The organism is Streptomyces sp. CA-251247 (assembly GCF_050952975.1).
Classification (GTDB): domain Bacteria; phylum Actinomycetota; class Actinomycetes; order Streptomycetales; family Streptomycetaceae; genus Streptomyces; species Streptomyces achmelvichensis.
On sequence record NZ_CP191861.1, the window covers coordinates 1,057,620 to 1,081,335 of the forward strand.

The 23,716-nt window shown below is 71.0% G+C and carries 23 protein-coding genes; 9 read left to right on the forward strand and 14 right to left on the reverse strand.

Annotated elements, in window-relative coordinates:
- Positions 1-49: 49 nt before the first annotated feature.
- Entirely contained in the window at positions 50-565 is a 516-nt protein-coding gene (locus tag ACQPWZ_RS04480) for an ATP-binding protein (RefSeq protein ID WP_340471818.1), read from the forward strand.
- Between the two features lie 92 nt (positions 566-657).
- Here ACQPWZ_RS04480 and ACQPWZ_RS04485 read toward each other — a convergent pair whose 3' ends face one another.
- The 5 genes from ACQPWZ_RS04485 to ACQPWZ_RS04505 form a co-directional block, all read right to left on the reverse strand.
- Positions 658-3,228, reverse strand: coding sequence for an ABC transporter permease (locus ACQPWZ_RS04485; protein WP_433570714.1), 2,571 nt, complete (start codon positions 3,226-3,228; stop codon positions 658-660).
- Positions 3,225-4,025 (reverse strand): ABC transporter ATP-binding protein, encoded by an 801-nt coding sequence (locus ACQPWZ_RS04490; RefSeq protein WP_433570715.1) that lies wholly within the window; start codon positions 4,023-4,025, stop codon positions 3,225-3,227. The genes ACQPWZ_RS04485 and ACQPWZ_RS04490 overlap by 4 nt, the downstream gene beginning before the upstream one ends.
- Positions 4,022-4,312, reverse strand: coding sequence for an SHOCT domain-containing protein (locus ACQPWZ_RS04495; protein ID WP_433570716.1), 291 nt, complete (start codon positions 4,310-4,312; stop codon positions 4,022-4,024). The genes ACQPWZ_RS04490 and ACQPWZ_RS04495 overlap by 4 nt, the downstream gene beginning before the upstream one ends.
- A 261-nt stretch (positions 4,313-4,573) precedes the next feature.
- On the reverse strand, positions 4,574-5,419 hold the full coding sequence (locus tag ACQPWZ_RS04500; protein WP_405568110.1) for a YhjD/YihY/BrkB family envelope integrity protein: 846 nt from the start codon (positions 5,417-5,419) through the stop codon (positions 4,574-4,576).
- A 141-nt stretch (positions 5,420-5,560) separates the two neighbouring features.
- Positions 5,561-6,775, reverse strand: coding sequence for an ROK family protein (locus ACQPWZ_RS04505; protein ID WP_340471823.1), 1,215 nt, complete (start codon positions 6,773-6,775; stop codon positions 5,561-5,563).
- A gap of 75 nt (positions 6,776-6,850) precedes the next feature.
- On the opposite strand from ACQPWZ_RS04505, the gene ACQPWZ_RS04510 reads away from it, so the two are divergent.
- Both ACQPWZ_RS04510 and ACQPWZ_RS04515 read left to right on the forward strand, forming a co-directional pair.
- A complete protein-coding gene (locus tag ACQPWZ_RS04510; protein WP_340471824.1) occupies positions 6,851-8,071 on the forward strand; it encodes an MFS transporter in 1,221 nt (406 codons plus the stop codon).
- Between the two features lie 119 nt (positions 8,072-8,190).
- Positions 8,191-8,934, forward strand: a complete 744-nt coding sequence (locus ACQPWZ_RS04515; RefSeq protein ID WP_433570717.1) for a maleylpyruvate isomerase family mycothiol-dependent enzyme — start codon at positions 8,191-8,193, stop codon at positions 8,932-8,934.
- A gap of 99 nt (positions 8,935-9,033) precedes the next feature.
- On the opposite strand, the gene ACQPWZ_RS04520 is transcribed toward ACQPWZ_RS04515, so the two are convergent.
- Positions 9,034-9,435 (reverse strand): MarR family winged helix-turn-helix transcriptional regulator, encoded by a 402-nt coding sequence (locus ACQPWZ_RS04520; protein WP_356702591.1) that lies wholly within the window; start codon positions 9,433-9,435, stop codon positions 9,034-9,036.
- An 87-nt stretch (positions 9,436-9,522) separates the two neighbouring features.
- Here ACQPWZ_RS04520 and ACQPWZ_RS04525 point away from each other — a divergent pair, with 87 nt between their 5' ends.
- Positions 9,523-10,998, forward strand: coding sequence for an MFS transporter (locus ACQPWZ_RS04525; protein WP_433570718.1), 1,476 nt, complete (start codon positions 9,523-9,525; stop codon positions 10,996-10,998).
- Positions 10,999-11,164: 166 nt separating this feature from the next.
- On the forward strand, positions 11,165-11,449 hold the full coding sequence (locus ACQPWZ_RS04530) for a DUF6332 family protein (RefSeq protein ID WP_340471828.1): 285 nt from the start codon (positions 11,165-11,167) through the stop codon (positions 11,447-11,449).
- Here ACQPWZ_RS04530 and ACQPWZ_RS04535 read toward each other — a convergent pair.
- From ACQPWZ_RS04535 to ACQPWZ_RS04545, 3 genes are all read right to left on the reverse strand, one after another.
- Positions 11,410-12,075 (reverse strand): response regulator, encoded by a 666-nt coding sequence (locus ACQPWZ_RS04535; protein WP_384444811.1) that lies wholly within the window; start codon positions 12,073-12,075, stop codon positions 11,410-11,412. The two genes, ACQPWZ_RS04530 and ACQPWZ_RS04535, sit on opposite strands and share 40 nt — an antisense overlap.
- Positions 12,072-13,316, reverse strand: coding sequence for a histidine kinase (locus ACQPWZ_RS04540; protein ID WP_433570719.1), 1,245 nt, complete (start codon positions 13,314-13,316; stop codon positions 12,072-12,074). Before ACQPWZ_RS04540 ends, ACQPWZ_RS04535 begins: the two co-directional genes overlap by 4 nt.
- Positions 13,317-13,516: 200 nt before the next feature.
- On the reverse strand, positions 13,517-14,239 hold the full coding sequence (locus ACQPWZ_RS04545) for a TetR/AcrR family transcriptional regulator (protein WP_433570720.1): 723 nt from the start codon (positions 14,237-14,239) through the stop codon (positions 13,517-13,519).
- 186 nt (positions 14,240-14,425) lie between these two features.
- On the opposite strand from ACQPWZ_RS04545, the gene ACQPWZ_RS04550 reads away from it, so the two are divergent.
- The gene (locus ACQPWZ_RS04550; RefSeq protein ID WP_405568132.1) at positions 14,426-14,875 is read left to right on the forward strand and encodes a nitroreductase family deazaflavin-dependent oxidoreductase; all 450 of its coding nucleotides are present in this window, start codon (positions 14,426-14,428) and stop codon (positions 14,873-14,875) included.
- Positions 14,876-15,099: 224 nt separating this feature from the next.
- Here the strand turns inward: ACQPWZ_RS04550 and ACQPWZ_RS04555 are convergent, their stop codons facing one another.
- Complete coding sequence (locus tag ACQPWZ_RS04555; RefSeq protein WP_340471833.1) at positions 15,100-16,368, reverse strand: geranylgeranyl reductase family protein; 1,269 nt, start codon at positions 16,366-16,368, stop codon at positions 15,100-15,102.
- Positions 16,369-16,478: 110 nt separating this feature from the next.
- Here ACQPWZ_RS04555 and ACQPWZ_RS04560 point away from each other — a divergent pair, with 110 nt between their 5' ends.
- On the forward strand, positions 16,479-17,843 hold the full coding sequence (locus ACQPWZ_RS04560) for a dipeptidase (protein ID WP_433570721.1): 1,365 nt from the start codon (positions 16,479-16,481) through the stop codon (positions 17,841-17,843).
- Positions 17,844-17,955: 112 nt separating this feature from the next.
- Here the strand turns inward: ACQPWZ_RS04560 and ACQPWZ_RS04565 are convergent, their stop codons facing one another.
- Positions 17,956-18,990 (reverse strand): NUDIX hydrolase, encoded by a 1,035-nt coding sequence (locus tag ACQPWZ_RS04565; RefSeq protein ID WP_433570722.1) that lies wholly within the window; start codon positions 18,988-18,990, stop codon positions 17,956-17,958.
- A gap of 231 nt (positions 18,991-19,221) precedes the next feature.
- Between ACQPWZ_RS04565 and ACQPWZ_RS04570 the strand changes: the two genes are divergently transcribed.
- Positions 19,222-19,398, forward strand: coding sequence for a hypothetical protein (locus tag ACQPWZ_RS04570; protein ID WP_340471836.1), 177 nt, complete (start codon positions 19,222-19,224; stop codon positions 19,396-19,398).
- Positions 19,399-19,697: 299 nt separating this feature from the next.
- Complete coding sequence (locus ACQPWZ_RS04575; protein WP_433570723.1) at positions 19,698-20,267, forward strand: hypothetical protein; 570 nt, start codon at positions 19,698-19,700, stop codon at positions 20,265-20,267.
- 70 nt (positions 20,268-20,337) lie between these two features.
- Here the strand turns inward: ACQPWZ_RS04575 and ACQPWZ_RS04580 are convergent, their stop codons facing one another.
- Genes ACQPWZ_RS04580 through ACQPWZ_RS04590 form a run of 3 tightly spaced genes read right to left on the reverse strand, consistent with a single transcriptional unit; the run spans position 20,338 to position 23,494 of the window.
- Complete coding sequence (locus tag ACQPWZ_RS04580) at positions 20,338-21,255, reverse strand: carbohydrate ABC transporter permease (protein ID WP_340471838.1); 918 nt, start codon at positions 21,253-21,255, stop codon at positions 20,338-20,340.
- Entirely contained in the window at positions 21,252-22,166 is a 915-nt protein-coding gene (locus ACQPWZ_RS04585; protein WP_313947751.1) for a carbohydrate ABC transporter permease, read from the reverse strand. Before ACQPWZ_RS04585 ends, ACQPWZ_RS04580 begins: the two co-directional genes overlap by 4 nt.
- A gap of 32 nt (positions 22,167-22,198) precedes the next feature.
- Positions 22,199-23,494, reverse strand: a complete 1,296-nt coding sequence (locus ACQPWZ_RS04590; RefSeq protein ID WP_433573766.1) for an ABC transporter substrate-binding protein — start codon at positions 23,492-23,494, stop codon at positions 22,199-22,201.
- Positions 23,495-23,716 lie beyond the last annotated feature (222 nt).

The following is a 23,716-nucleotide window of genomic DNA, read 5'->3' on the forward strand; positions in this document are numbered from 1 at the left end:
GGATCCGATCCTCCGTTCTCTTCCGGACCTCATTCGGGGAGTCGCAGCCGTGATCAGCCAGCCAAGCAGGCACTGCACGGTGGAGCTCCAAGCCCTGCCGTCGCGGATCGGACAGGTCCGCAGAATCATTTCGGCGCAACTGCGCTACTGGCATCTCGATCCTCTGATCGACCAGGCGGCGCTCGGCGTCACTGAACTGCTGACCAACGTCCACCGGCATGCCGAGCCGGACAAGATGTGCACCGTGGACATCGAGCTGCTGCTCGACCGCCTCACGGTGTCCGTACGGGACAACGACCCGCGACTGCCGACCGTGCGGGACAGCGATGCTCTCGACACGTCGGGGCGCGGTCTCGGACTGATAGCCGCCGTGAGCGACTGCTGGGGTGTGCATCCCCGGGGCGACCTGGGCAAGGCCGTCTGGTTCACGCTCTCGGCGCCGTCGGCGGCCGTTGCGCTGCCCGTGCATCCGATCGTGCACGGGGCCACCACGGAGGGGCCGTTCACCGCGGCTCCGCCGGTCGTGCCCGAGCACACCGCGGTGCCGTCGACGGTGTCCAGCTGACCGGTCCCTGCCGGTGTCGCGGCAGCCGGTCCCCGACGGGCTCACAGGCCTGTCGGGGACCGGGCCTGCCGCGACACCGGCGAAGTCCGGTGCTACTCCGTCGCGATGGCCCGCAGCACGTCGAGGCGCGCGGCGCGGCGCGCGGGCCGCCAGCCCGCGACCGCCCCGGCGACCAGGCCGACGAGTGCCACCACCAGCAGCTGGACGGGCGGCACCGCGAAGGCGAAGGACGCTTCTCCGGTGCCTTCGGACGCCTTGACCAGCACCCAGCCGAGCAGTCCGCCGAGTGCGAGTCCGCCGGCCGTGCCGAACGCGGCGACCAGCACGGACTCGTAGCGCACCATGGCACGCAGCTGGTTCCTCGTCTGGCCGACGGCCCGCAACAGGCCCAGTTCCCTGGTGCGTTCGTGGATCGCGAGGGTGAGCGTGTTGGCGATGCCCAGCAGCGCGATCACCACGGCCAGCGCGAGCAGCGCGTAGACCAGCGTGAGCATCATGTCGATGGCGCCCGCCGCGGACTGCGCGTACTCCTCGCGGGTCTGCACCTCGGGGTTTCCGTAGGCGGACGCGGTCTTCTCGACGGCTGCCGTGCCGTCCGCGGCCGGCACACCGTCCTTGAAGCCGACGGCGATCAGGGTGTCGGAATCCTGGCCGCGGTGCGGGGCCCAGGCGTCGCGGGTGATGACGTAGTCGCCCGCGAGTTCCGCCTGTTCGTACACGGCGCGCACGGTGAAGGTCTGTGATGTGCCGTCCGTGAAGGTGACTTCGGCCGTCGAGCCCGGCTTCCAGCCCCGCTTCCCGGCCTCGGTGGCCGCCACGGCCATGCCGTCGCTGCCGAGCTCGTCGAGCGAGCCCCGGACCGTGCCGAGGTCGAACGCCCTGCCGAGGGCGACCGGATCGGTGACCGTCAGCTGACGGCCCGCGCCGTCGACCTCGGCGACGCCCTGGCCGAGACCGACGGCGGTCTCCACCTCGGGCTGCGCAGCGATGGCCGGGGCGAGCTTCGGGCTGAGCCCGCTGCCGCCCGCGCCGAACGAGGGTGCGCTGACCGCGACATCACCCGCGAAGGAGCGGGAGACCGTCTGGTCCATGGTCGCCTTCAGCGAGGCGCCGAAGACGGTGAAGAGCGAGACGACCGCGACGCCGATCATCAGGGCGGTGGCGGTCGCCGCCGTACGCCCCGGGCTGCGCAGGGCGTTGCGCTTGGCCAGCCTGCCGGAGACACCGCGCAGCCGGTCGAGCGGACCGCCCAGGATCCGTACGGCGTACGAGGACGCGACCGGCCCCAGCACCACGAAGGCGGCGAGGGCGAGGACCGCGCCGGTGGCGGCAAGCCAGATGGACGGGGTCGCGAGCACGCCGACGAGGATGACGGCGAGGGCGGCGAGCGCCACGGCCCCGCCGGTGTACGCACGCTTCACCGAGGCGGCCGACTGGTCGACGGCCGTCTCACGCAGGGCTGCCAGCGGCGCGGTGCGTCCGGCGCCCACGGCCGGCATCAGTGCCGAGCCGAGGCAGACGAGCACCCCCACGGCGAGCGGCAGCAGCAGCGAGAGAGCGCTGATCACGAGGCCGCCCTCGGGGAAGGGGAATCCGATGACCGGAAACAGCGCCCGCAGTCCGGCCGCGATACCGATACCGCCGAGCAGCCCGGCACCGGAAGCGACGAGCGCGACGGCGCAGGCCTCGGCGAGGGTCGAGCCGACGACCTGGCGGCGGGAGGCTCCGAGGGCACGCAGCAGCGCGTTCTCACGGGTGCGCTGGGCGATGACGATGGCGAAGGTGTTGTAGATGGTGAACGTGGCGACCAGCAGGACGATGCCGGAGAAGACCAGGAGCAAGGTGGTGAACAGGCTCAGGAACTGACCGGAGATCATGTCCTGGTTCTCTTCGGTGGACGCCTGTCCGGTGATGGCCTCCACCCCCGCGGGGAGCACGGGCCCCAGTGCGTCGACGAGTTGCTGCTGACCGGTGCCGGGTGCGGCCCGCACCTGGACGGACGCCGCCTCACCGGGCTTCGGGGTGAGGTACTTCTCGGCGTCGGCCCGGGTCATACCGGTGAAGGTCACCTGCCCCATGCCGTCCTCGCCGCCGAAGGTGGCCAGTCCCACCACGGTGACCCGCACCGGATCGGGGGTGCGCAGGACGGTACGGTCGCCGATCTCGAGCCCGCCCGTCTCGGCGGCGCCGCGGTTGACGACGACCTCGCCGGCACGGGCGGGGGCACGGCCCTCGGCGAGCTGGTACGGGTTGAGTTCGGTGTCGGCGATCCAGTTGCCGGCGACCGTCGGAGGGCCCTGCCCGCCGATCGGCTTGCCGTCGGCTCCCACGAGCTGTCCCGCGCCCTGGATACTGGGCTCCGCGGCGGCGACGCCCGGAGTCCCCTCGATGCGCGCGGCGAGGGCGGTGGGCACGTTCTGCCGGGTCCCCCGGTCGTCACCGGGGACGGTGACGACGTTGGAGCTACGGACGACGGCGTCGGTGCCGCCGTTGGCACTGGCGAACATCGTGTCGAAGCTGCCGCGCAGGGTGTCGCCCATGACGAGGGTGCCGGTGAGGAAGGCCACGCCGAGCAGTACGGCGGTGAACGTTCCCGCGAAGCGCCGCTTGTGGGCCCGCAGTGAGCTGAGGCTGAGGCGCAGGGATGCGCGGCTGCTGCTCATGCTGTCGCCTCCCCCGAGGTGTTGAGGTCGCGCAGGTCGAACGCCTTCAGGCGGTCCAGGACACGCTCGGCGGTCGGGGCCTCCATCCGGTCGACGAGCCGTCCGTCGGCGAGAAAGAGAACCTCGTCGGCGTGGGCGGCGGCGACGGGGTCGTGGGTCACCATCACCACGGTCCGCTCGGTCCGGCGCACCGCACGGCCCAGCAGGCGCAGTACCTCTTCGCCCGAACGGGAGTCGAGGTTGCCGGTGGGCTCGTCGGCGAAGACGACGTCGGGCCGGCCGGCGAAGGCGCGTGCCACGGCGACCCGTTGCTGCTGGCCGCCGGAGAGTTCGGCCGGGCGGTGGCCGAGGCGGTCGCGCAGTCCCACGGTGTCGATGAGCGCGTCGAGCCACTCCTGGTCCGGCCGGTCGCCGGCGAGGTCCATGGGAAGGGTGATGTTCTCGGTGACGGTGAGCGTGGGGATCATGTTGAACGCCTGGAAGACGAAGCCGATGCGCTCGCGGCGCAGCAGGGTGAGCCTGCGGTCGTCGAGTGTGCTGAGGTCGGTGTCGCCGATGAGGGCCGAGCCCGAGGTCAGGGTGTCGAGCCCGGCCGCGCAGTGCATCAGCGTGGACTTGCCGGAGCCCGAGGGCCCCATGATCGCGGTGAAACGGCCGGCCGGGAAGTCGACGCTCACCCCGTCCAGGGCCCTCACCTCGGTGTCGCCCCTGCCGTAGACCTTCACGGCGTCGACGACACGCGCCGCGGCTCGCGTACGGGTCGCGGACAGGGGGGTGGTCGCGGTCGTGGTGTTCACACCGCACCGTCCTTGCCGACGCGGCCGAACTGCTCGTCGAGCACGGACAGCCGGCGCCAGTACTCGTCCTCGTCGATCTCGCCGGCGGCGAACCGGCGGCCGAGCAGGGCGATCGGCGAGTTCTCGCCGTGTGCGGGGCGCTGGTTCCAGGGGCCGGGGCCGCGGCGTCCGCGCCCGAATCCGGTGCGGCGCGCCAGGGTGACGATGCCGACGACGACGGCCGCCCAGATCAGCGGGAAGAAGAGCATCCACGGGCCGGGCCCGCCTGCGTGCGCCAGGGTGTTCATCTCGGTCAGCTCCTCGGTGGCGATGGTGGTGCGTGATTCCTTGTCGCTACCGAGGCTCCCGCCGCAGGGGGCCGACGTCGTCGTACGGCCAGCGGCAGTGCGCGTACCACCCGGGGAGTACGCAGGGCGTTCACGGCTGCTCCCCGCACCCGGCGGGGGTGAGGCGTCCGGGGTGAGGCGCCGCCCTGTTCCGTACGGCCGTGGGTCAGGGGCCAGGTCCCCGGTGGCGCAGGGACGTGCCGCACCCGGCCCGGGGCCGCGTCATTCCTCGTCCGCCTCCGCCATCCGGCGGTGGACGCGGCGCTCGTGGATGATGCGCCCGATGATCGCGCCGCCGTAGACCACCACGCCGACTCCGACGAGCCAGGACTGGATGACGAGGACGGTCCCGATCGGGCCGTAGACCACGGTGTTCGACGCGATCAGCGGGGAGAAGACGAGCTGCGAGAAGATCCGCAGCCCGAGCAGGCCGAGGGCCGTGGCGGCCGCCCCGGGGAACAGGGCGCACCAGCGGACCCGGCCGCCGAGGAGCACACGTTGGGCGATCCAGAAGAAGGCGCAGGTGCCGATCAGATCCGCCAGGACACCGATCGCGGCGCCGAGGGCGGAGTTCAAGGGGTTGGGCGTGTTGACGAAGGCCAGCAGGAAGCAGATCAGCAGGGCGAGGAAGACGACGTGGCGCCACATGGTGTGCCAGCGGGCCGTCGGCAGGTCCCACACCTTCTCGTAGCCGGTCTGCACCACGGAGCCGAAGGTCAGACCGAAGACGGTGAGCGCCGCGAGACCGAAGGCGGTGGTGCGCTGAAGCGCGGCACCCGGCACTCCGAAGAGCCGCCCGACCTCGTCCTCGGAGGCCGGGGAGACGCCGAGCGCCTGCCCGAGCCAGCGGGCGAAGCCCTGGCCGCTCGCCGGGTCGGCCGCCGCGACCACGATCAGCAGCGGCACGAGGGTGAGGAAGCCGAGCGCGGCGAATCCCATGGCCCGGTGCATCAGCTCCAGCTCGCGACCGCGCGACCACACGAGGCCGGCCCAGGAGGCCATGAACCTGTCGCGCAGGTGCTGGAACCGGTGCGCAGGGGGCTGTGCACCGGAGGGCTTGTGGGTCATAGGTCGTCGACTACCCGCTCATACGTCGCGAAGCGTCCATCATGCCCCCGTACGAGTACCGGCGCATGCCCCGGAGAAGTGCCCGCCGATACCCCCGGACGCGTGCCCGTGCTTCCGTCCTGCCGGTACCGGACGGCGAGGTCAGAGCAGTGCGCCGAGCGGGTCGTCCAGGACCGGCTGCCACGCCAGTTCGGCCGCCCCGACCAGGCTGTTGTGGTCGAGCGTGCAGGGGAGGATCGGCACACCGCCGCTGCGCCCCCACAGACTGCGGTCGGCGACGACGGCCCGCAACCGCTCGGGGTCCGCTCCCAGCAGCTCGCGGTGCAGTCCGCCGAGGATGATGCGGTCGGGGTTGAGGATGTTGACGAGCCCGGCGAGACCGAGGCCCAGACGGTCGATGAGTTCCTCGCAGGCGGCTCGTACGCCGGGGTCGGCATACTCCGTGCGCAGGAGTTCCCTCGACTGCTCCAGCAGGGAGACCTCGGGGCCGGGGTCGCGGCCCGCGGCGGTGAGGAAGGCGAGGGGGTCGGCCTCGACGTCGAGGCAGCCGCGGCTTCCGCAGTGGCAGGCGCGGCCCTCGGGGTTGACCGTCAGATGGCCGACCTCCAGCGCGAGGCCCGCACTGCCGGTGTGCAGTCGTCCGTCGAGGACCAGCGCGCCGCCGACGCCGCGGTGGCCGGTGGCGACGCAGAGCAGGTGCTGCGCGCCGCGGCCCGCGCCGTGCCGGTGTTCGGCGAGGGCGGTGAGGTTGACGTCGTTGCCGGTGAAGGCGGGTCCCGCGATGCCCGCGGCCCGTACCCGCTCGGCGAAGATGTCGCGTACCGGAGCGCCCGCGGGCCATGCGAGGTGGAGCGGGTTGAGGGCGGTGCCCTCGGGTTCGGCGACGGCGGACGGTACGGCGAGGCCCGCGCCCACGCAGCGCCGGCCGCTCTCGCGCAACAGCGCGGCGCCCGCGGCGACGACCTCTCCGAGCACCTGGGCGGGGTCGGCGGAGACGGTGACACAGCCGGGGGCGGTGGCGACGGTCCGGCCGCCGAGTGCCACGAGAGCCGCACGGAATCCGTCGGCGTGCACCTGGGCGGCGAGGACGACCGGGCCCGTGTCGTCGACGGAGAGCCGGTGGGATGGGCGGCCCTGCGATCCTGCGGCCGCGCCGGGGCGGGAGTCCACCCGGATCAGGCCCAGCGCCTCCAGCTCGGCGGCGACCGCTCCGGCGGTGGCACGGGTGACCCCGAGTTCGGCGGTGAGCACGGCGCGGGTGGGCGCGCGTCCGGTGTGCACCAGTTCCAGCGCGGGGCCGAGCGCGCTGCGGCCCCTCTCCAGCCTTGATCTGGTGCTCGTCGCCTTGCCGTTCATGGTGGCGAGTCTCCCATGATCCAGCCGTTGCGCAGCCGCCTTGTCCGGATCGGTCCCCACCCCTATGCTGAGTTTGTGCCGCACCTAAACAAACTACGGACGGCCGCACCGGGGGGCCCGAGCGGAAACACCGCCCCACTCTCCCTGTCCCGCCTCCGCACCGCCCTCACCGTGTTCTTCGCCCTGGACGGCTTCCTCTTCGCCGGCTGGGTGGTCCGCATCCCCGCGATCAAGCAGCAGACCGGAGCATCCGCGAGCGACCTCGGACTCGCGCTGCTCGGCGTCTCGGCGGGCGCGGTCGTGACGATGACCCTCACCGGCCGGCTGTGCCGCCGCTTCGGCAGCCATCCGGTCACCGTCGCCAGTGCCGTACTGATGTCGCTCAGCATCGCGCTGCCCGCACTGACGCACTCGACGCTCGCCCTCGGTCTTGTCCTGCTGGTCTTCGGCGCCGCGTACGGCGGGATCAACGTGGCGATGAACAGCGCCGCGGTCGACCTGGTCGCCGCGCTCCGGCGCCCGGTGATGCCGAGCTTCCACGCGGCGTTCAGCCTCGGCGGCATGGTCGGTGCGGGGCTGGGAGCCCTGGTGGCCGGCGGTCTGTCCCCCACCGTGCATCTGCTGCTCCTGGCCGTCATCGGCCTGCTGGTCACGGCCGTCGTCGGCCGGGTGCTGCTCGGCCGGACGGCGCCGGTCACCGAGCGCGCCCAGCAGGACCCGGTGCCGCACCGGCTCACGGGCCGCACCCGCAGGCTCGTCGCGGTCTTCGGCGTGATCGCGCTGTGCACGGCGTACGGCGAGGGCGCGATGGCCGACTGGGGCGCGCTCCACCTGGAACAGGACCTGGACGCCCACCCGGGCGTGGCCGCCATCGGATACTCCCTCTTCGCCCTCGCGATGACGGCCGGCCGCCTCACCGGGACGACCCTGCTGGAACGGCTCGGACAGACCCGCACGCTGGTCGCGGGCGGCACGACGGCAGCGGCCGGCATGCTGCTGGGCTCACTCGCCCCGACGGTGTGGCTCGCGCTGCTCGGCTTCGCGGTGGCGGGCCTCGGGTTGGCCAACATCTTCCCGGTGGCCGTGGCCCGGGCGGGCGCACTCGCCGGCCCCGGCGGGGTCGCCGCCGCGTCCACGCTCGGATACGGCGGCATGCTGCTGGGGCCGCCCGCGATCGGATTCCTCGCCGACTGGTTCTCCCTGCCCATCGCGCTCACCACGGTCGCGGCACTGGCCGCGGGTGCGGCGCTGATCGGCTGGGCGGCCCGGAACGCGACCGCGCCGCAGGACGCCTGACCGCTCGTCGGCGCACACCGCCGGGGCCCGCCTGAAGGGGGCGCACAGGGGGCGCATTCACGCCGGTCGCCTGACGCGACAGCCCCACCGGGCATGAACCGAGTGGCACAATCTGCGGCATGGAGACCGCCGAGCTGATCACATCACTCGTACGGGAGGGCCAGTTGCTGGCCGCCGCGGCCGGCCGGACGGACCCGGCGACGCCGGTGCCCACATGCCCGGGCTGGCAGATGCGCGACCTGCTGCGTCACGTCGGCATGGTGCACCGCTGGGCCACCGCGTTCGTGGCGGAAGGCCATGAGGAGTTCCGTCCCGCCGTACCCGAGAACGATCTCGACGGCGACGAACTGATCGAGTGGTTCCGCGAGGGCCACGGCCTCCTCGTGGGGGCACTGACCGAGTCGCCGGCCGATGTGCGGTGCTGGACCTTCCTTCCCGCTCCGTCTCCGCTCGCGTTCTGGGCCCGGCGGCAGGCGCACGAGACGGCGATCCACCGCGCCGACGCCGAGTCGGCGCTGAGCGGCAAGCCCGGCCCGGTGCCTGCCGACTTCGCCGTCGACGGCATCGCCGAACTGCTCAGCGGCTTCCACGGCCGCACCAGGAGCCGGCTGCGCTCCGAGGTGCCCCGCGCCCTGCGCGTACGGCCGCTCGACACGGACGACGTGTGGACCATGTGGATCTCGACGGACGCGCCGCGTACGGAACCGATCGCCGAGGTGGCCGCGGACTGCGAGCTCATCGGCACCGCCGAGCAGCTCTACTTCACACTGTGGAACCGGCTGCCCCTGAGTGCCGTCACGGTCACGGGCGACACGGAACTCGCCCGGGAGTGGCAGGAGAAGTCGGCCGTCACCTGGTCGTAGGCAGGTCCGGGCGGGGCGGGGCGGGCTCCGTGGCACGGCAGCCCGGGCAGGCGTCGCCGGGTTCAGGCAGGAGCGCCCGGCCCGGACAGGGGCGCCGGTTCAGGCAGGAGCGCCGGGCAGCATGCGGGAGAGCACGGCGCGTTGGAGCGGCTGGACCTCGGCATGGCGTGCCCGCCCCGCATCGGTCAGCGCGACCCGCACACCCCGGCGGTCCTCGCTGCACATACCGCGGGTGACCAGCCCGTCCTTCTCCAGGCGGGCCACCAGGCGTGACAGCGCGCTCTGACTGAGGTGGACACGGGCCGCGAGTTCCTGTACCCGGAACGAACAGTCACCGTCGGCGGCCGACTCCTCGGCGAGTACATCGAGGACCTCGAAGTCGCTAGCGCCGAGCCCGTGTTGATGGAGCTCGCGGTCGAGCTCGCAGATCGTCCGGGCGTGCAGCGCCAGCACATCGCGCCACTCGTCGACGAGTGCGCGCTCGGACTTGTTCGCTGCCATGAGCGCACGCTAGCAGAAAAGCGCCATTTTGTTGCATCGGAATTAAATGCACTTGCATTGAATGCATGTGCATGTACTGTGCTGCGCATGATCTCTCCGCCCAACGTCCCCTCGGCGCAGGAGCGCTGGAGCCCTCGACTGTGGGGCACACTGCTCGTGCTCTGCGCCGCGATGTTCCTCGACGCGCTCGATGTCTCGATGGTCGGCGTCGCCCTGCCGTCGATCGCCACCGATCTCGATCTGTCCACCTCGACCCTTCAGTGGATCGTCAGCGGCTACATCCTCGGCTACGGCGGCCTGTTGCTTCTCGGCGGCCGCGCCGCCGACCTCCTCGGCCGCCGCCGGGTCTTCCTCATCGCCCTCGCCGTCTTCGCCGTCGCCTCTTTGCTCGGCGGGCTCGTCGACTCCGGTCCGCTGCTGATCGCCAGCCGTTTCATCAAGGGCCTGAGCGCCGCGTTCACCGCGCCCGCCGGACTGTCGATCATCACCACGACCTTCAAGGAAGGCCCGCAGCGCAACCGCGCGCTGGCCATCTACACCACCTGCGCCGCCACCGGCTTTTCCATGGGCCTCGTACTGTCGGGCCTGCTCACCGAGGTCAGCTGGCGCCTCACCATGCTGCTCCCCGCGCCCATCGCCCTGATCGCCCTGATCGCCGGCATCAAGCTCATCCCGCGCAGCAGCCGCGAGGACTCCGGAAAGGGATACGACCTGCCCGGAGCCGTCACCGGCACGGCCTCAATGCTCCTGCTCGTCTTCACCGTCGTCCAGGCACCGGAGGTGGGCTGGGCATCCGCCCGTACGCTGCTGTCCTTCCTCGCCGTGGCCGCCCTGCTCACCGCGTTCGTCACCATCGAGCGCCGCAGCTCCCACCCCCTGATCCGGCTGGGCGTACTGCGCTCCGGCAGCCAGGTCCGCGCGAACCTCGGGGCGGCCTTCTTCTTCGGCTCGTACGTCGGTTTCCAGTTCCTCGTCACCCAGTACATGCAGTCCCTGCTCGGCTGGTCCGCTCTGGAGACCGCGCTGGCCTTCCTGCCCGCGGGGGCACTCGTGGCACTCTCCTCGACGAAGATCGGCTCGGTCGTGGACCGCTTCGGCACGCCGCGCGTGATCGCCCTCGGCTTCGCACTACTGGTCGTCGCGTACGCCCTGTTCCTCAGAATCGACCTCGCACCGAGCTACGCGGCGGTCATCCTGCCGTCGATGCTGCTGCTCGGCGCGGCGTGCGCGCTGGTCTTCCCCTCGCTCAACATCCAGGCCACCAACGGCGTCGAGGACCACGAGCAGGGCATGGTCTCCGGTCTGCTCAACACGTCGATCCAGGTCGGCGGCGCCATCTTCCTCGCCGTGGTGACCGCCGTGATCACCGCCGGCGACACCGGCGGCTCTCCCCAGCAGGTGCTGGACAGCTTCCGCCCCGGCCTCGCGGTGGTGACCGTCGTCGCGGCGGTCGGGCTGCTCATCACGCTGACCGGGCTGCGCACCCGGCGCACCGGCGGCGGCGTACTGGTCGCCGCGTCGGTGCCCCGAAAAGAGCCCGAGCGGGTGGCGGTCGGCGACTGACCGGCACCCCGCTCGCAGGGAGCGTCCGGCGAGGAACCGCGGACGCTCCCGGGGCGGCGGCGACCGGCGCCGCCCTTCCCACGGGGGGAGACGGTGGCCGGCGGGCTCCTTGCCCGCCGGCCACCGCCCTGTGACACTTCGGAACAGGAAGCCGGAGGGGGCAGGCGTGCCGGACAAGAGACGGCGGACACAGGCGGACCGCGACGCGATCACGGTCGAGATCGGCTATGCGCTGCTGAGTGCGGTGCTCGTCGCCGCAGTGGTCTTCGGCGTGATCGCCGGACCCAAGGCCATGTTCACGATGCCGTACGCCGTCGAACGCGGACTGCTCCTCGCCGGCGCCGCTGCGGCCGCCGTTGCCTTCGTCCTCCGGCTGGTGACCGTGCTGTGGCGGTTCTCGACCGCGCCTGCTCAGCCCAGCCAGCCGGGCCGCACCAACCCCGACTCGTAGGCCAGTACGACGAGTTGAGCCCGGTCGCGGGCCCCCAGCTTCACCATCGTGCGGCTGACGTGCGTCTTTGCCGTCAGGGGACTGACGACCAGGCGGCGGGCGATCTCCTCATTCGACAGGCCGATACCGACCAGGGCCATCACCTCGCGTTCCCGCTCGGTGAGTTCACCGAGGCCCTCCGCATCCTTCGGTTCCTTGGAACGGGCGGCGAACTCCGCGATCAGCCGCCGCGTCACCCCGGGCGACAGCAGGGCGTCGCCACCCACCACCGCCCGTACCGCGCGCAGCAGTTCCTCCGGTTCGGTGTCCTTCACCAGAAAGCCCGAGGCGCCGGCGCGGATCGCCTCGAAGACGTACTCGTCGAGCTCGAAGGTGGTCAGCATGACGACCTTCACGTCATGGAGCCGCTCGTCGCCGGTGATCCTGCGGGTGGCCGCGAGCCCGTCGAGCAGGGGCATCCGGATGTCCATGAGGACGACGTCCGGGGCCAGTTCGCGCACCAGCCGCACCGCCTCCTCGCCGTCGGCGGCCTCGCCGGCCACCTCGATGTCCTGCTGGGCGTCCAGCAGGGCCCTGAACCCCGCTCGGACCAACAGCTGGTCATCGGCGAGCAGTACGCGGATCACATCGTCTCCTTCGGCTGCACGGGAAGGTCGGCCCGGACGCGGAAGCCACCGTCGGCGCGCGGACCCGCCTCGATCGTGCCACCCAGCGCGGCGGCCCGCTCCCGCATTCCGGCCAGCCCGTTGCCGCTCCCGCCGGCCTCGGAGCCGGTGGCCGGTCCGTCGTCGTCGACGCGGAGGTCGAGCCGGCCGGGCGCATACGCGATCCGCACCCGCGCGGCGCGCGAACCGGAGTGCCGCACCACATTGGTGAGGGCTTCCTGAACGATCCGGAAGGCCGCGAGATCGGTGCCGGGCGACAGCGGGATCGGCGTCCCCTCCGTCGCGATCTCCACGGTGAGGCCGGCGCTCGCGGCCTGGTCGACGAGTTCGGGCAGGCGGTCGAGTCCCGGAGCCGGTGCACGAGGGGCGTCTCCGGGCGTACGAAGCGTGTCCAGGACCTGACGGACCTCGCCCAACGCCTCCTTGCTCGCGGCCTTGATGGTGGTGAGCGCGGTCCGTGCCTGCTCGGGATCGGAGTCGAGAAGCGCGAGACCGACGCCCGCCTGGACGTTGATGACCGAGATCGAGTGCGCGAGGACGTCGTGCAGTTCGCGGGCGATGCGCAGCCGCTCCTCGTCGGCGCGGCGCTTCTCGGCGGCCGCCCGCTCCACGCGCTCGCGTGCCCAGACCTCGCGCCGGACGCGGACGAGTTCCGAGGCGGCGAGGATCGCCACCACCCAGGCGGCGATCACCAGTTCCTGCCCCCACGGCGCCGCGTCGTCCTTACCCGGGGGCAGATACCGGTAGAGCCAGTGCGCGACGAGCAGATGCCCGGCCCACAGCCCCCCGACGGCCCACCAGGCCGCGCGCCGGTGGCCGGAGGTCACCGCCGCGAAGGCACCGACCGCGACGGAGATGAAGACCGGGCCGTACGGATAGCCCGCGGCGAAGTAGACGAGGGTGACGGCGCAGACGCCGAAGACGGAGACGACGGGCCACCGGTTGCGGAGCAGCAGGACGGCCGGGCCCGCGAGCAGGAGTACGCGTGCGAGAACGTCGAGGCTCACCCGGTCCGGCTGGCCCATCGCGGCGTAGCGCGAGCCGACGAACACGAAGACGGCGAGGGCCAGGGTCGACGGCCAGGGAATCACCTGGGCGTTGCGGCGCGCCTCCCAGAGACGCAACGGCGGTGGCGGTTCTCCCCCCGGACGCCGCACCCAGGGGGGACCGCCGCCCCGGGCACGCGTGTGCTGCTCATCCATACCGGCCACGCTAGACGCGCACCGGGCCGCGGGGCGTCAGCCGGGCGTGGCGATCAGGAGTACTCCCTGGGGAGTACGGGAGGTGGGGTGCAGGGGCGGGGGCGCGGGTTGTACGTGGCCGGGCGCGGGGTTGTACGGGGCCGGCACCGGGCGCGCGCTCGCTGCGGGCCGGTCCGGGGCGGGCGTCGGGCCCGTCCGCGTCAGGATCGGGCCCCGGAGATCCGCGGGCTCCGCAGTCCGACCTCGTGGGCGAGGCGGGCCGCCTGGTGGGCGAAGAAGACGTCACGTTCCTCGACGACCCGGTTGAACTGGCCGAAGAGTTCGAAGGAAATGAGCCCGAACAGCTGGGACCATGAGGCGACGAGGGCCACGACGACGGGCGGCGGCAGATCCGGGGCGATGTCGGCGGTGAGCCGGTCGGCCTCGGGGCGCAGCGCCTCCCCCAGCGGAGGGAGTGCCAGACCGTCGGCGCGGTGCGCGTCACGGGCGACCGAGATCAGGGCGAGGCCGACGCGGGACGCGGGTCCCACGGTGTCCATGGGCGCGCTGTAGCCGGGCACCGGCGAGCCGTAGATCAGGGCGTACTCGTGGGGGTGGTCGAGCGCCCAGGTACGGATGGCGGAGCAGACCGCGGTCCAGCGGGCGACGTGGTCGGCCGGACCAGCGGCGGAGGCGCCGGCGAGCGCCGCCTCGGCGGCGGCACCGATCGCGTCGTAGGCGTCCACGATCAGAGCGGTCAGGAGATCGTCGCGGCTCGGGAAGTACCGGTAGAGGGCGGAGGAGACCATGCCCAGCTCACGGGCGACGGCGCGCAGCGACAGCTTCGACGCGCCCTCGCCCGCGAGCTGCTTGCGGGCCTCGTCCTTGATGGCGGCGGTCACTTCGATACGGGCTCGTTCCCTGGCCCCACGGATCGCGGTCATGGTGCGCAGTCTCTCATGTTTCGGAGCACCGCACTATTCCGAGAGCGCTGATCTGGCCGGCGAGATGTCGCCACTTTCGAGAGCACTGCTCTTGCTTTGGAGGACGCCAGGGGTGCACACTGCTCTTAACCGAGAGCACTGCTCTCCAATTCGAGCACCACACACGACTCGAACCCGAGGACCGTCATGTCGCAGTCGCACTACATCAAGCCCGGCCGCCTCGACAACATCATCAACGGCTCGATCGCCTGGCTCGCCCGCCGGGGCATCAGCCTCATGGGCACCGCGGAGCTCTCCGTCCGCGGACGGACGAGCGGCGAATGGAGAAGCATCCCGGTCAACCCCCTCCCCTACGAGGGCGGGCCCTACCTGATCTCTGCCCGCGGCCACTCGCAGTGGGTGCGCAATCTGCGGGCCGCAGGCGGTGGCCGGCTCCAGCTCGGCCGCAAGACCCAGCACTTCACCGCCGTCGAGCTCGCCGACGAGGAGAAGCCCACCCTGCTCCGCACCTACCTCGAGCGCTGGGGCTGGGAGGTCGGACGCTTCTTCGGCGACGTGAACGCCAAGTCCACGGACGAGGAGCTGCTCGCCGCGGCCCACAAGCACCCGGTCTTCCGGATCACCGTGACCGACTGAGCCGGTGCGCCCCCCGTCGGGACCGGAGCTCGGGCGCCCGTCACCACCCGCGCTCGGACACCCTCGGAACCGGACCTCCGGCGCACCATTGGCGCCGGCGCGGCTTGGACCCCATCGGAACCCGCCGGCCTGGCCGCAACCCGCCCGCGGCACCCACAGAACCCGCCTGTGCCACCGACGGAACCCAGCCCCAGCACCGCCAGAACCCATCGACCCCAGAGCCGTCAGCCCCCGCGCCGGTCCAGCGCCTCCAGCGCCCGCCGGGCCATCCCGTTCGTCCGCACGATGCCGGCCAGCGTCGTCGAACCGCGGGTGATGTCCGCGAACGCCTTCCACGCCGGACGGAAGCCGCTGATGGCCGCGTGCAGCAGCCCGGGACGGCGCTCGAAGATCTTCAGCATGAGCCGTCCGACGCCCATCTCGACACCCAGACCGGCCTTGATCGCGAAGGCGTAGTTCAGCGCCTGACGGCGGGCGTCCACGGCGTCGTGGGCCTCCGAGATCCGTACCGCCCACTCCCCCGCGAGCCGGCCCGAGCGCAGCGCGAAGGAGATCCCCTCGCGGGTCCACGGCTCCAGCAGCCCTGCCGCGTCGCCGCACACCAGCACCCGTCCCCGGGACAGCGGTGAGTCGTCGCTGCGGCATCGGGTGAGGTGGCCGGAGGAGATCGAGGGTTCGAAGCCGGCGAGTCCCAGCCGGGCGATGAAGTCCTCCAGATAGCGCTTGGTCGCTGCGCCCTCGCCGCGGGCCGAGATCACGCCGACGGTGAGCGTCTCCCCCTTGGGGAACACCCAGCCGTAGCTCCCCGGCATCGGGCCCCAGTCGATGAGCACCCGGCCCGCCCAGTCCTCCGCCACCGACGCAGGGACCGGGATCTCCGCCTCCAGGCCGAGATCCACCTGGTCGAGCTTCACACCGACATGAGCCCCTATGCGGCTGGCGCTGCCGTCGGCTCCCACGACGGCGCGGGTCAGGACGGTCTCGCCGTCCGACGTGACCACGGCGACCGTGCGCCGGTCGGGGACCGCGGGCCCGTGCTGCTCGACGCGGGAGACCGTGACGCCCGTGCGCAGCACCGCGCCCGCCTTCTGCGCCTGCTCGACCAGGCCGGCGTCGAATTCCGGCCGGTTGATCAGCCCGAAGAGCATCCTCCGGGACCGGCGTGTACGCGCCAGCTTGCCGTTCAGCGAGAAGGTGACCGCGTGCACCCGGTCGAGCAGAGGCAGCTCGAAGCCGGGCGGCAGGCTGTCGCGCGAGGGGCCGATGATGCCGCCGCCGCAGGTCTTGTAGCGCGGCAGTTCGGCCTTCTCCAGCAGCAGCACCTGACGGCCCGCCACCGCCGCCGCGTATGCCGCCGATGCCCCCGCGGGCCCGGCGCCGACGACGACCACGTCCCACACCGTCTCGTCGTGCTCCTGTGCTTCCCCTGCCCCGGTGACACCGTTCTCGCTGCTCACGATGTGGTTCTGCTCCCGATCCGACGCGTGCCCCATGCTCTCGACGGCATCCTACGGCGCGGTCACCCCACCACCGCTGTGGGAGGATCGGCCACGCATTTGCCGTACACACAGCACACAACGTCGCACCCACGAGGAGCGTGCCCATGACCGCCGATCCGATAGCCGAGACCGTCGCTTCCCTGCTGCCCCGCGCCAAGGCGGAGCTCACGGAGCTGGTGGCCTTCCCGTCGGTGGCGGATCCCGCGCAGTTCCCCCGGAGCGGGTGCGAGGCCGCGGCGAGCTGGTGCGCCGACGCCCTGCGGTCCGAGGGTTTCCAGGACGTCGCCGTGCTCGACACCCCCGACGGCACCCAGTCCGTGTACGGGTACCTGCCCGGCCCGGCCGGTGCGCCCACCGTCCTGCTGTACGCGCACTACGACGTACAGCCGCCGCTGGACCTCGACGCGTGGGTGACCCCGCCCTTCGAGCTGACCGAGCGCGACGGCCGCTGGTTCGGCCGCGGTGCCGCCGACTGCAAGGGCGGCTTCATCATGCATCTCCTCGCCCTGCGCGCCCTCAAGGCGAACGGCGGGGTGCCGGTGAACATCAAGGTGATCGTCGAGGGTTCGGAGGAGCAGGGCACGGGTGGGCTGGAGCAGTACGCCGAGGCTCACCCCGAGTTGCTGAGCGCCGACACCATCGTCATCGGCGACGCCGGCAACTTCCGGCTGGGACTGCCGACGGTGACCGCCACCCTGCGCGGTATGACCCTGGTGCGCGTCCAGGTCGACACCCTGGAAGGCAATCTGCACTCCGGCCAGTTCGGCGGGGCCGCCCCGGACGCGCTCGCCGCGCTCATCCGCGTACTGGACTCGCTGCGCGCCGAGGACGGCTCGACGACGGTGGACGGTCTGGCCGGCGAGGCGACGTGGGAGGGGCTTCAGTATCCGGAGGCCGACTTCCGCCGGGACGCCAAGGTGCTGGACGGCGTCGGGCTGATCGGTTCCGGATCGGTCGCGGACCGCATCTGGGCGCGCCCGGCCGTCACCGTCCTCGGCATCGACTGCCCGCCCGTCGTGGGCGCCACGCCGTCCGTGCAGGCGGGCGCTCGCGCGCTGATCAGCCTGCGGGTGCCGCCGGGCCAGGACGCGGCGCAGGCGACGAAGCTGCTGGCCGCGCATCTGGAAGCGCACACGCCGTGGGGTGCGCGGGTCGCGGTGGAGCAGACCGGTCAGGGCCAGGCCTTCCAGGCGGACGTCTCCAGCCCGGCGTACGCGGCGATGGCCGACGCGATGCGGCTCGCCTACCCGGGTGAGGAGATGCAGACCGCCGGCATGGGCGGTTCCATCCCGCTCTGCAACACCCTCGCCGCGCTGTATCCGGAGTCGGAGATCCTGCTGATCGGACTGAGCGAGCCGGAGGCGCAGATCCACGCGGTGAACGAGTCCGTGTCGCCCGAGGAACTGGAGCGGCTGTCCGTCGCCGAGGCGCACTTCCTCGTCAACTACGCGGCGTCCAAGCAGGGCTGAGCCCACGGGACCCGGCGGCTTCCGTATTCCGCGAAGCCGCCCGGTCCCGACAGTCCGTCCCGACAGTCCGGTGCCGCATTCCGGTGCCGCCTCACGGGCGCCGTGCGGAAGATCAGCCGACGGGAACGCCGGCCTCCAGGTTGAGCACCGTCCCCCGCTCACGCGCCCGCAGGGCCCAGCGCAGCCGCTCGTAGCGCGTGGGCGGCAGCAGGTGGGCGGCCTCCTGTTCGCCCACGAACCGCCAGCCGCGCAGCTCCGACCCGGGCAGCAGGACCTGTCCTGCAATGCGGCCCTGAAGCCGTCCGCCGTCGAAGAGCAGCCGCAGCCCGCCGTATCCGGGCGGCCTCGGCGGCTCCCAGTCGACCACCAGCAGGCTGGGCACCCGGTCGAGTTGGATGCCGAGCTCCTCTTCGACCTCGCGCATCCCGGCCTGCGCGGGAGCCTCGCCGCGCTCCACGACACCGCCGGGGAACTCCCAGCCCGGCTTGTAGGTGGGGTCGACGAGGAGCACCCGGTCCTCCTCGTCGAAGAGCAGCACACCGGCGGCCAGCGTCTCGGCCGTCGGTTCCGGGGTCTGCACGATCTCGCAGACCGGGGCCTCACCACTGCTGACCGCGTCGGCGATCCGCTGTGCCGTGCTGCGGGGGTCCAGGCTGCCGTTGTCGACGACCAGCGCGTCCTCGCGGATCCAGTCGAGGGCCGCGAGGTACGGCTCGATGTGGTCGAGAGCCCACTGACGGACGCGCTGCTCGGCATCCGGTGTGTCCGGCTCCTCGCGGGTGGCTATTCGCTCGCGCAGGATCGTTTCATCCGGGCGGAGAAGCACATGCCGGACCGGGATCCGACGGGACGCGAGGCCGCCGAAGATCTCGTCGCGGTACTCCTGCCGCAGGAGCGTCATGGGCACCACGAGAACGCCGCCGAGCTCGGCGAGCAGAGCCGCCGCGGTGTCCACGACGAGCCGCCGCCAGATCGGCAGGTCCTGGTAGTCGCTCACCTCGGCGAGCCGCTTCGGCGGCAGAAGCCGGTGGAGTCCGCCGCCGGTGAGTTCGGGGTCGTACAGCGTGCTGTTCGGGATCAGGTCGATCAGTTCGCGCGCGGTGGTGGTCTTGCCCGCTCCGAACGCACCGTTGACCCAGACGATCACGGTTCCCCCTCTTCCGTAGCCCACAGTGGATTGCCCGCAACACCCTGCCACGGAAACCCGTGGGGGGAACCGGGAGCCTGATCGCGGACGCAACTGTGTCCGTGCTGTTGCCCATTCGCGGCCACCGCACGAGGGCGGCCCGCGTCTCACCCTACGAAGCGAAAGCTGCGCCCGGCCGTGACATGGGGCGGCGGAGCGTCGTTGGAGCTGCTGAGACAAAGGGGGTGCGCGATGCGCCGTACGGTACTGGAGTGGTTCCCCGCCGGGGGCCCGCGAGGCAGCTGGCCGGCCGAGGAGTTCGCCCGCCAGCGCCGGGACGAGGGCCAGCCGGCCGAGGTCGTGATGGACCTCGAGTCGGACGCGTTCTTGGTGATCGTGACCCAGCACTCCGCGGACGCGATGACCTGAGGCGGCCGCCCAGAACGGCGCCGCCGCTCGCGCCTGCCCGACCACGCGCGTGCCCTGGCGGGCATCCTCGGAAAGCCACGCACTGCCTGTGCCCCCGTCCCGGACCGGGACGGGGGCATGTGTGGTCCTGCACCGGTCCGACGCCCGATCCTTCGCGAACCCGAACAGCCCCGAAACCCGCACCCTCCCTCCCCTCTGACGATTCGTCATAGGTTCGTCACTAACGGAACCCCTGCTTCACATCGGTCCGAACCGGACCGGTACGGTCAAGTCTCCACGAAGCATCCTTGGGGGGATCAATGACCTGGAACCAGCAGCCGACCGCCCCGTATCAGGCGGTGGCGCCGACTCCCAAGCCCGGTTGGGCACGTAAGCGCGTCATCATTCCGTCCGCCGTCGGGCTGTTCTTCTTCGGCGTCGTCGTCGGCTCGGCAGGCGGCGAGACCAAGACGACCACCACCGCCGCGCATCCGGCACCGACGGTGACCGCCACGGTGACGGCGAAGGCCGCGGAACCGGTGGTCGCCGAGCCCGCGCCGCCCGCCACGAAGACCACGGCGCCGAAGACCGTGGCACCGAAGACGACGGCGCCCAAGGCCGTCGTCGCTCCCCCGGACGGCAAGGCTCCCGCCGAAGAGCGGGCCAAGGTCCTGGACTTCGTCGGCATGGGCCTCCAGGAGGCCCAGGACTCCGCCCAGGCAGAGGGCTTCTTCTTCCTGACGTCCCACGACAGCACCGGGGCCGGCCGGATGCAGGTCTTCGACCGGAACTGGAAGGTGTGCTCGCAGAGCGTCGGGGCGGGCAGGACCGTCGACGTCGGCACCGAACTCGACTTCGGCGCGGTCAAGCTGACCGAATCCTGCCCCTGATGCGGACGGACACGGACGCCCCCACCGTCACCGGCGGGGGCGTCGGGCTGCGGGTCGGCCGACGGGCGGGTCAGCCCTTGCTCGACCCGAGCGTCAGCCCCGCGATGAAGTGCCGCTGGAGCAGCAGGAAGACGATCAGCGTGGGCAGCGCCACGATCACCGAGCCCGCGGCCAGCAGGTTGTAGTCCGTGAAGAACTGACCGCGCAGATTGTTCAGCGCCGAGGTGATCGGGAGCTTGTCGCCGTCGGAGATGAAGACCAGCGCCCACAGGAAGTCGTTGTACATCCAGGTGAACTGAAGCGTGCCGAGGGCCGCGAGGGCCGGCCTGCACAGCGGCAGCGTGACGCGCCAGTACTGCGTCCACACACTCGCCCCGTCCACGATCGCCGCCTCGAGGATCTCCTTCGGCAGCGTGCGCATGAAGTTCGCGAGGACGAAGACGCAGAAGCCGATCTGGAATCCGACCTGGACGGAGACGACGGCCCAATACGAGTCGAACATCGTCATCGAGTCCGACATCCAGTAGGGCAGCGGGATGCGGTTGAACATCACGTACAGCGGCGTGACGATGACCTGCTGCGGCAGCAGATTGCCTGCGGTGAACAGCATCAGCAGCACGATCGAGCCGCGCATGTTCAGGCGCGCCACGGCGAAGGCCACGAAGGAGGCGAAGAAGAGCGTGACGATCACTCCGGGCACCGCGATGATCAGGGTGTTGATGAAGTACTTCGTCATCCCCGAGTCGCTGAAGGCCTGTTGGTAGTAGTCGAACGAGAGCTTCTTCGGCAGCGAGAAGTACCCGTGCTGCGACGTCTCGTCGTACGGCCTCAGTGAGGCGTAGACCGCGAGCAGCAGCGGCGCGAGGAAGGCCAGTGAGACCGTCATCAGGAACGCGTGCACGCCGAGCCGGCCCGGACGGATCCGGCGCTTGCGGGGCGGGGCGCTCTCGGTCCGGGCGGTGGCGGGCGCAGGGGCGGTGTCGATCATCGGTTCTTCTCCCCACGGATCTCCTGGACCAGGAACGTCACAACGAATCCCATGGAGAACAGCAGCAGCACCACGGCGATGGCGGAGCCGAACCCGATCCGGCTGGCCTCGCCGATGATGTTGTCGGTGACGAGTACGGACAGCAGCTCCAGGCCGTTGCGGCCCTTGTTGACGGCGTAGACGATGTCGAAGGCGCGCAGGGCCTCGATCACGGTGATCACGCCGACGATCACGTTGACGGGTCGGAGCGTCGGGAAGACGACGCGGAAGAACGTCTGCGCCTCACCGGCACCGTCGATCGACGCCGCCTCCTTGAGCGAGGGATCGACCGCCTTCAGGCCGGCCAGATACAGGATCATCACGTAGCCGGTGTGCCGCCAGGCCGCCGCCAGCAGGATCATCCAGATGTTCAGGTCCGGGTCGCCGAGCCAGTCCGTCGGGTTGTCGGTGTTCGCGAGGATCGCGTTGAGCGCGCCCTGGTCGCGGGAGAAGACCAGTTGGGCGATGAAGCCGACGACGGCGAGCGAGAGCACCACCGGCATGTACAGCGTGGACTGGTAGAACCTGCTGAACCGCACCCCCCGGTCGATGAGGACGGCCAGCAGCAGTCCGAACGGGGTGGCGACCAGCCCGAGGAAGGCCAGCCAGAGCAGATTATGGCGCGCGGCCGGCCAGAACGCGGGGTAGTTCGTGAAGAGGTTCTCGTAGTTCTTCGTGCCGACCCAGGAGATGTCCCCGATGCCGTCCCAGCTGGTGAAGGACAGCACGACGGAGGCCAGCGTCGGCCCCCAGACAATGGCCACGTCGAGCAGGATCGGTATGCCCAGTAGCACGCCCATCACGGCGAGGTCGCGGCGTGTGAAGCGCCGCGGCCCTCGTCGTACGGCGCGCCGCGGAGTGTTCAGCGGCACGGGTGATGGCTCCAAGTAGAGATGGTGGGGGGTCAGCCTTCGGAGGCGAAAATGCTCTTCTTCTGCCGCTCGATGCTGTTGACCAACCCGTCCACGTCCTTCGGCTTGTTGATGAAGGTCTGGATGGCCGGGATCATCACCGTCGAGGAGAAGTCGGGCCGGGTGTCGCGGTCCAGGAACTGCGAGATCTGCTTGGCGCCGGAGACGAGTTCGACGGCCTTCTTCTGGATGTCGGTGTACCGGGAGATGTCGGCCTGGTCGTTGACGGCGATGTTGTTGGGGTCACTGGCGAGGTAGATGTCCTCGGCCTTGCCCGTGGCCAGCCACTTCAGCAGGTCCTTCGCGCTCTCCATGGTCTGGGTGTTCTTGAGGTTCTTGGACTTCTTCGCCAGCAGGAAGCCGTCGATGGGCGCCTCGACCGCGTCCTGACCGTGCTCCGGGTTGATCTCCGGGAACGGGAAGAAGTCGATGTCGGCCTGCTCCGCCTTCGGGAACTGGGCGCCGGGGTGCGGGAGTCCGAACACCGCCATGCCCGTCTCCTTCTTCTGGAGGCTGGTGGCGGCCTCCTGCCAGGTGCGGCCGTTGGCCGCGGGCTGGCAGTACGGAAGGAGGCTGCGCCAGGTGTCGAAGACGTCCTTGACGCGCTTGTCGGTCCACGCCTCCTTGCCGGCCATGAGGCTCTTGTGGAACTCGTAGCCGTTGGTCCGCATGTTGATGTAGTCGAACGTACCCATCGCCGGCCAGCCGTCCTTGTCGCAGAACGCGATGGGGACGAGCTTGTCCTTCTGCATCTGCTTGGCGAGGGCTATGTACTCGTCGAGCGTCTTGGGCGCCGTGTAGCCGAACTGCTGGAAGACGCTCTTACGGTGGAAGACCGCCCACGGGTAGTAGTAGTACGGCGTGAGGTACTGCTTGCCGTCCTCGCCCGTCGACTGGGCCTTCAGCGCCGCCGAGAAGCCCTGGTAGCCCTCCCAGTTGTCGCTGATGTCGTGCAGGAGGCCCTTCTTGGCGAAGAACTGCATGCGGTAGCCCGCGAACCACATGAAGACATCGTCCGGCTTGCCCTGCAGATAGCGGTTGATGTTCTCCTGGAAGGTGTTGTGGTCAACGGTGTTGACCTTGATCTTCCGCTTCTCCTTGGACTGCTTCTCGTACGCGGCGAACGCGTCCGCGAAGGCCTTCTTCGGCACGGGGTCGGACGAATTGGATCCCATGGTGACGGTCTTGCCGTCCCCGCCCGGACCACCGCCGCACGCGGCGAGCAGCGAGGGCAGCGCGATCGCACCCGCACCCGCCGCGGCGCCGCGCAGCAGATTCCGCCGGGACATCCGATGTCCTGCCACGCTCCCGGGTGCCGCTGAACTGTTGAACGATGACTGCGCCATGTCCCCTCCTTCGGGGTGCAACCCAACACAACTCAACGCGAGGATTGGATCTCACTCCCAGGAAAGGGTGTCGTCAAGGGTTCTGACGCGAGATCGTGCAACCGTTACCGCATCTCTTCCAACAGACTCCAACACGCCCTACCGTAAACGCTCGTCACTTACGCG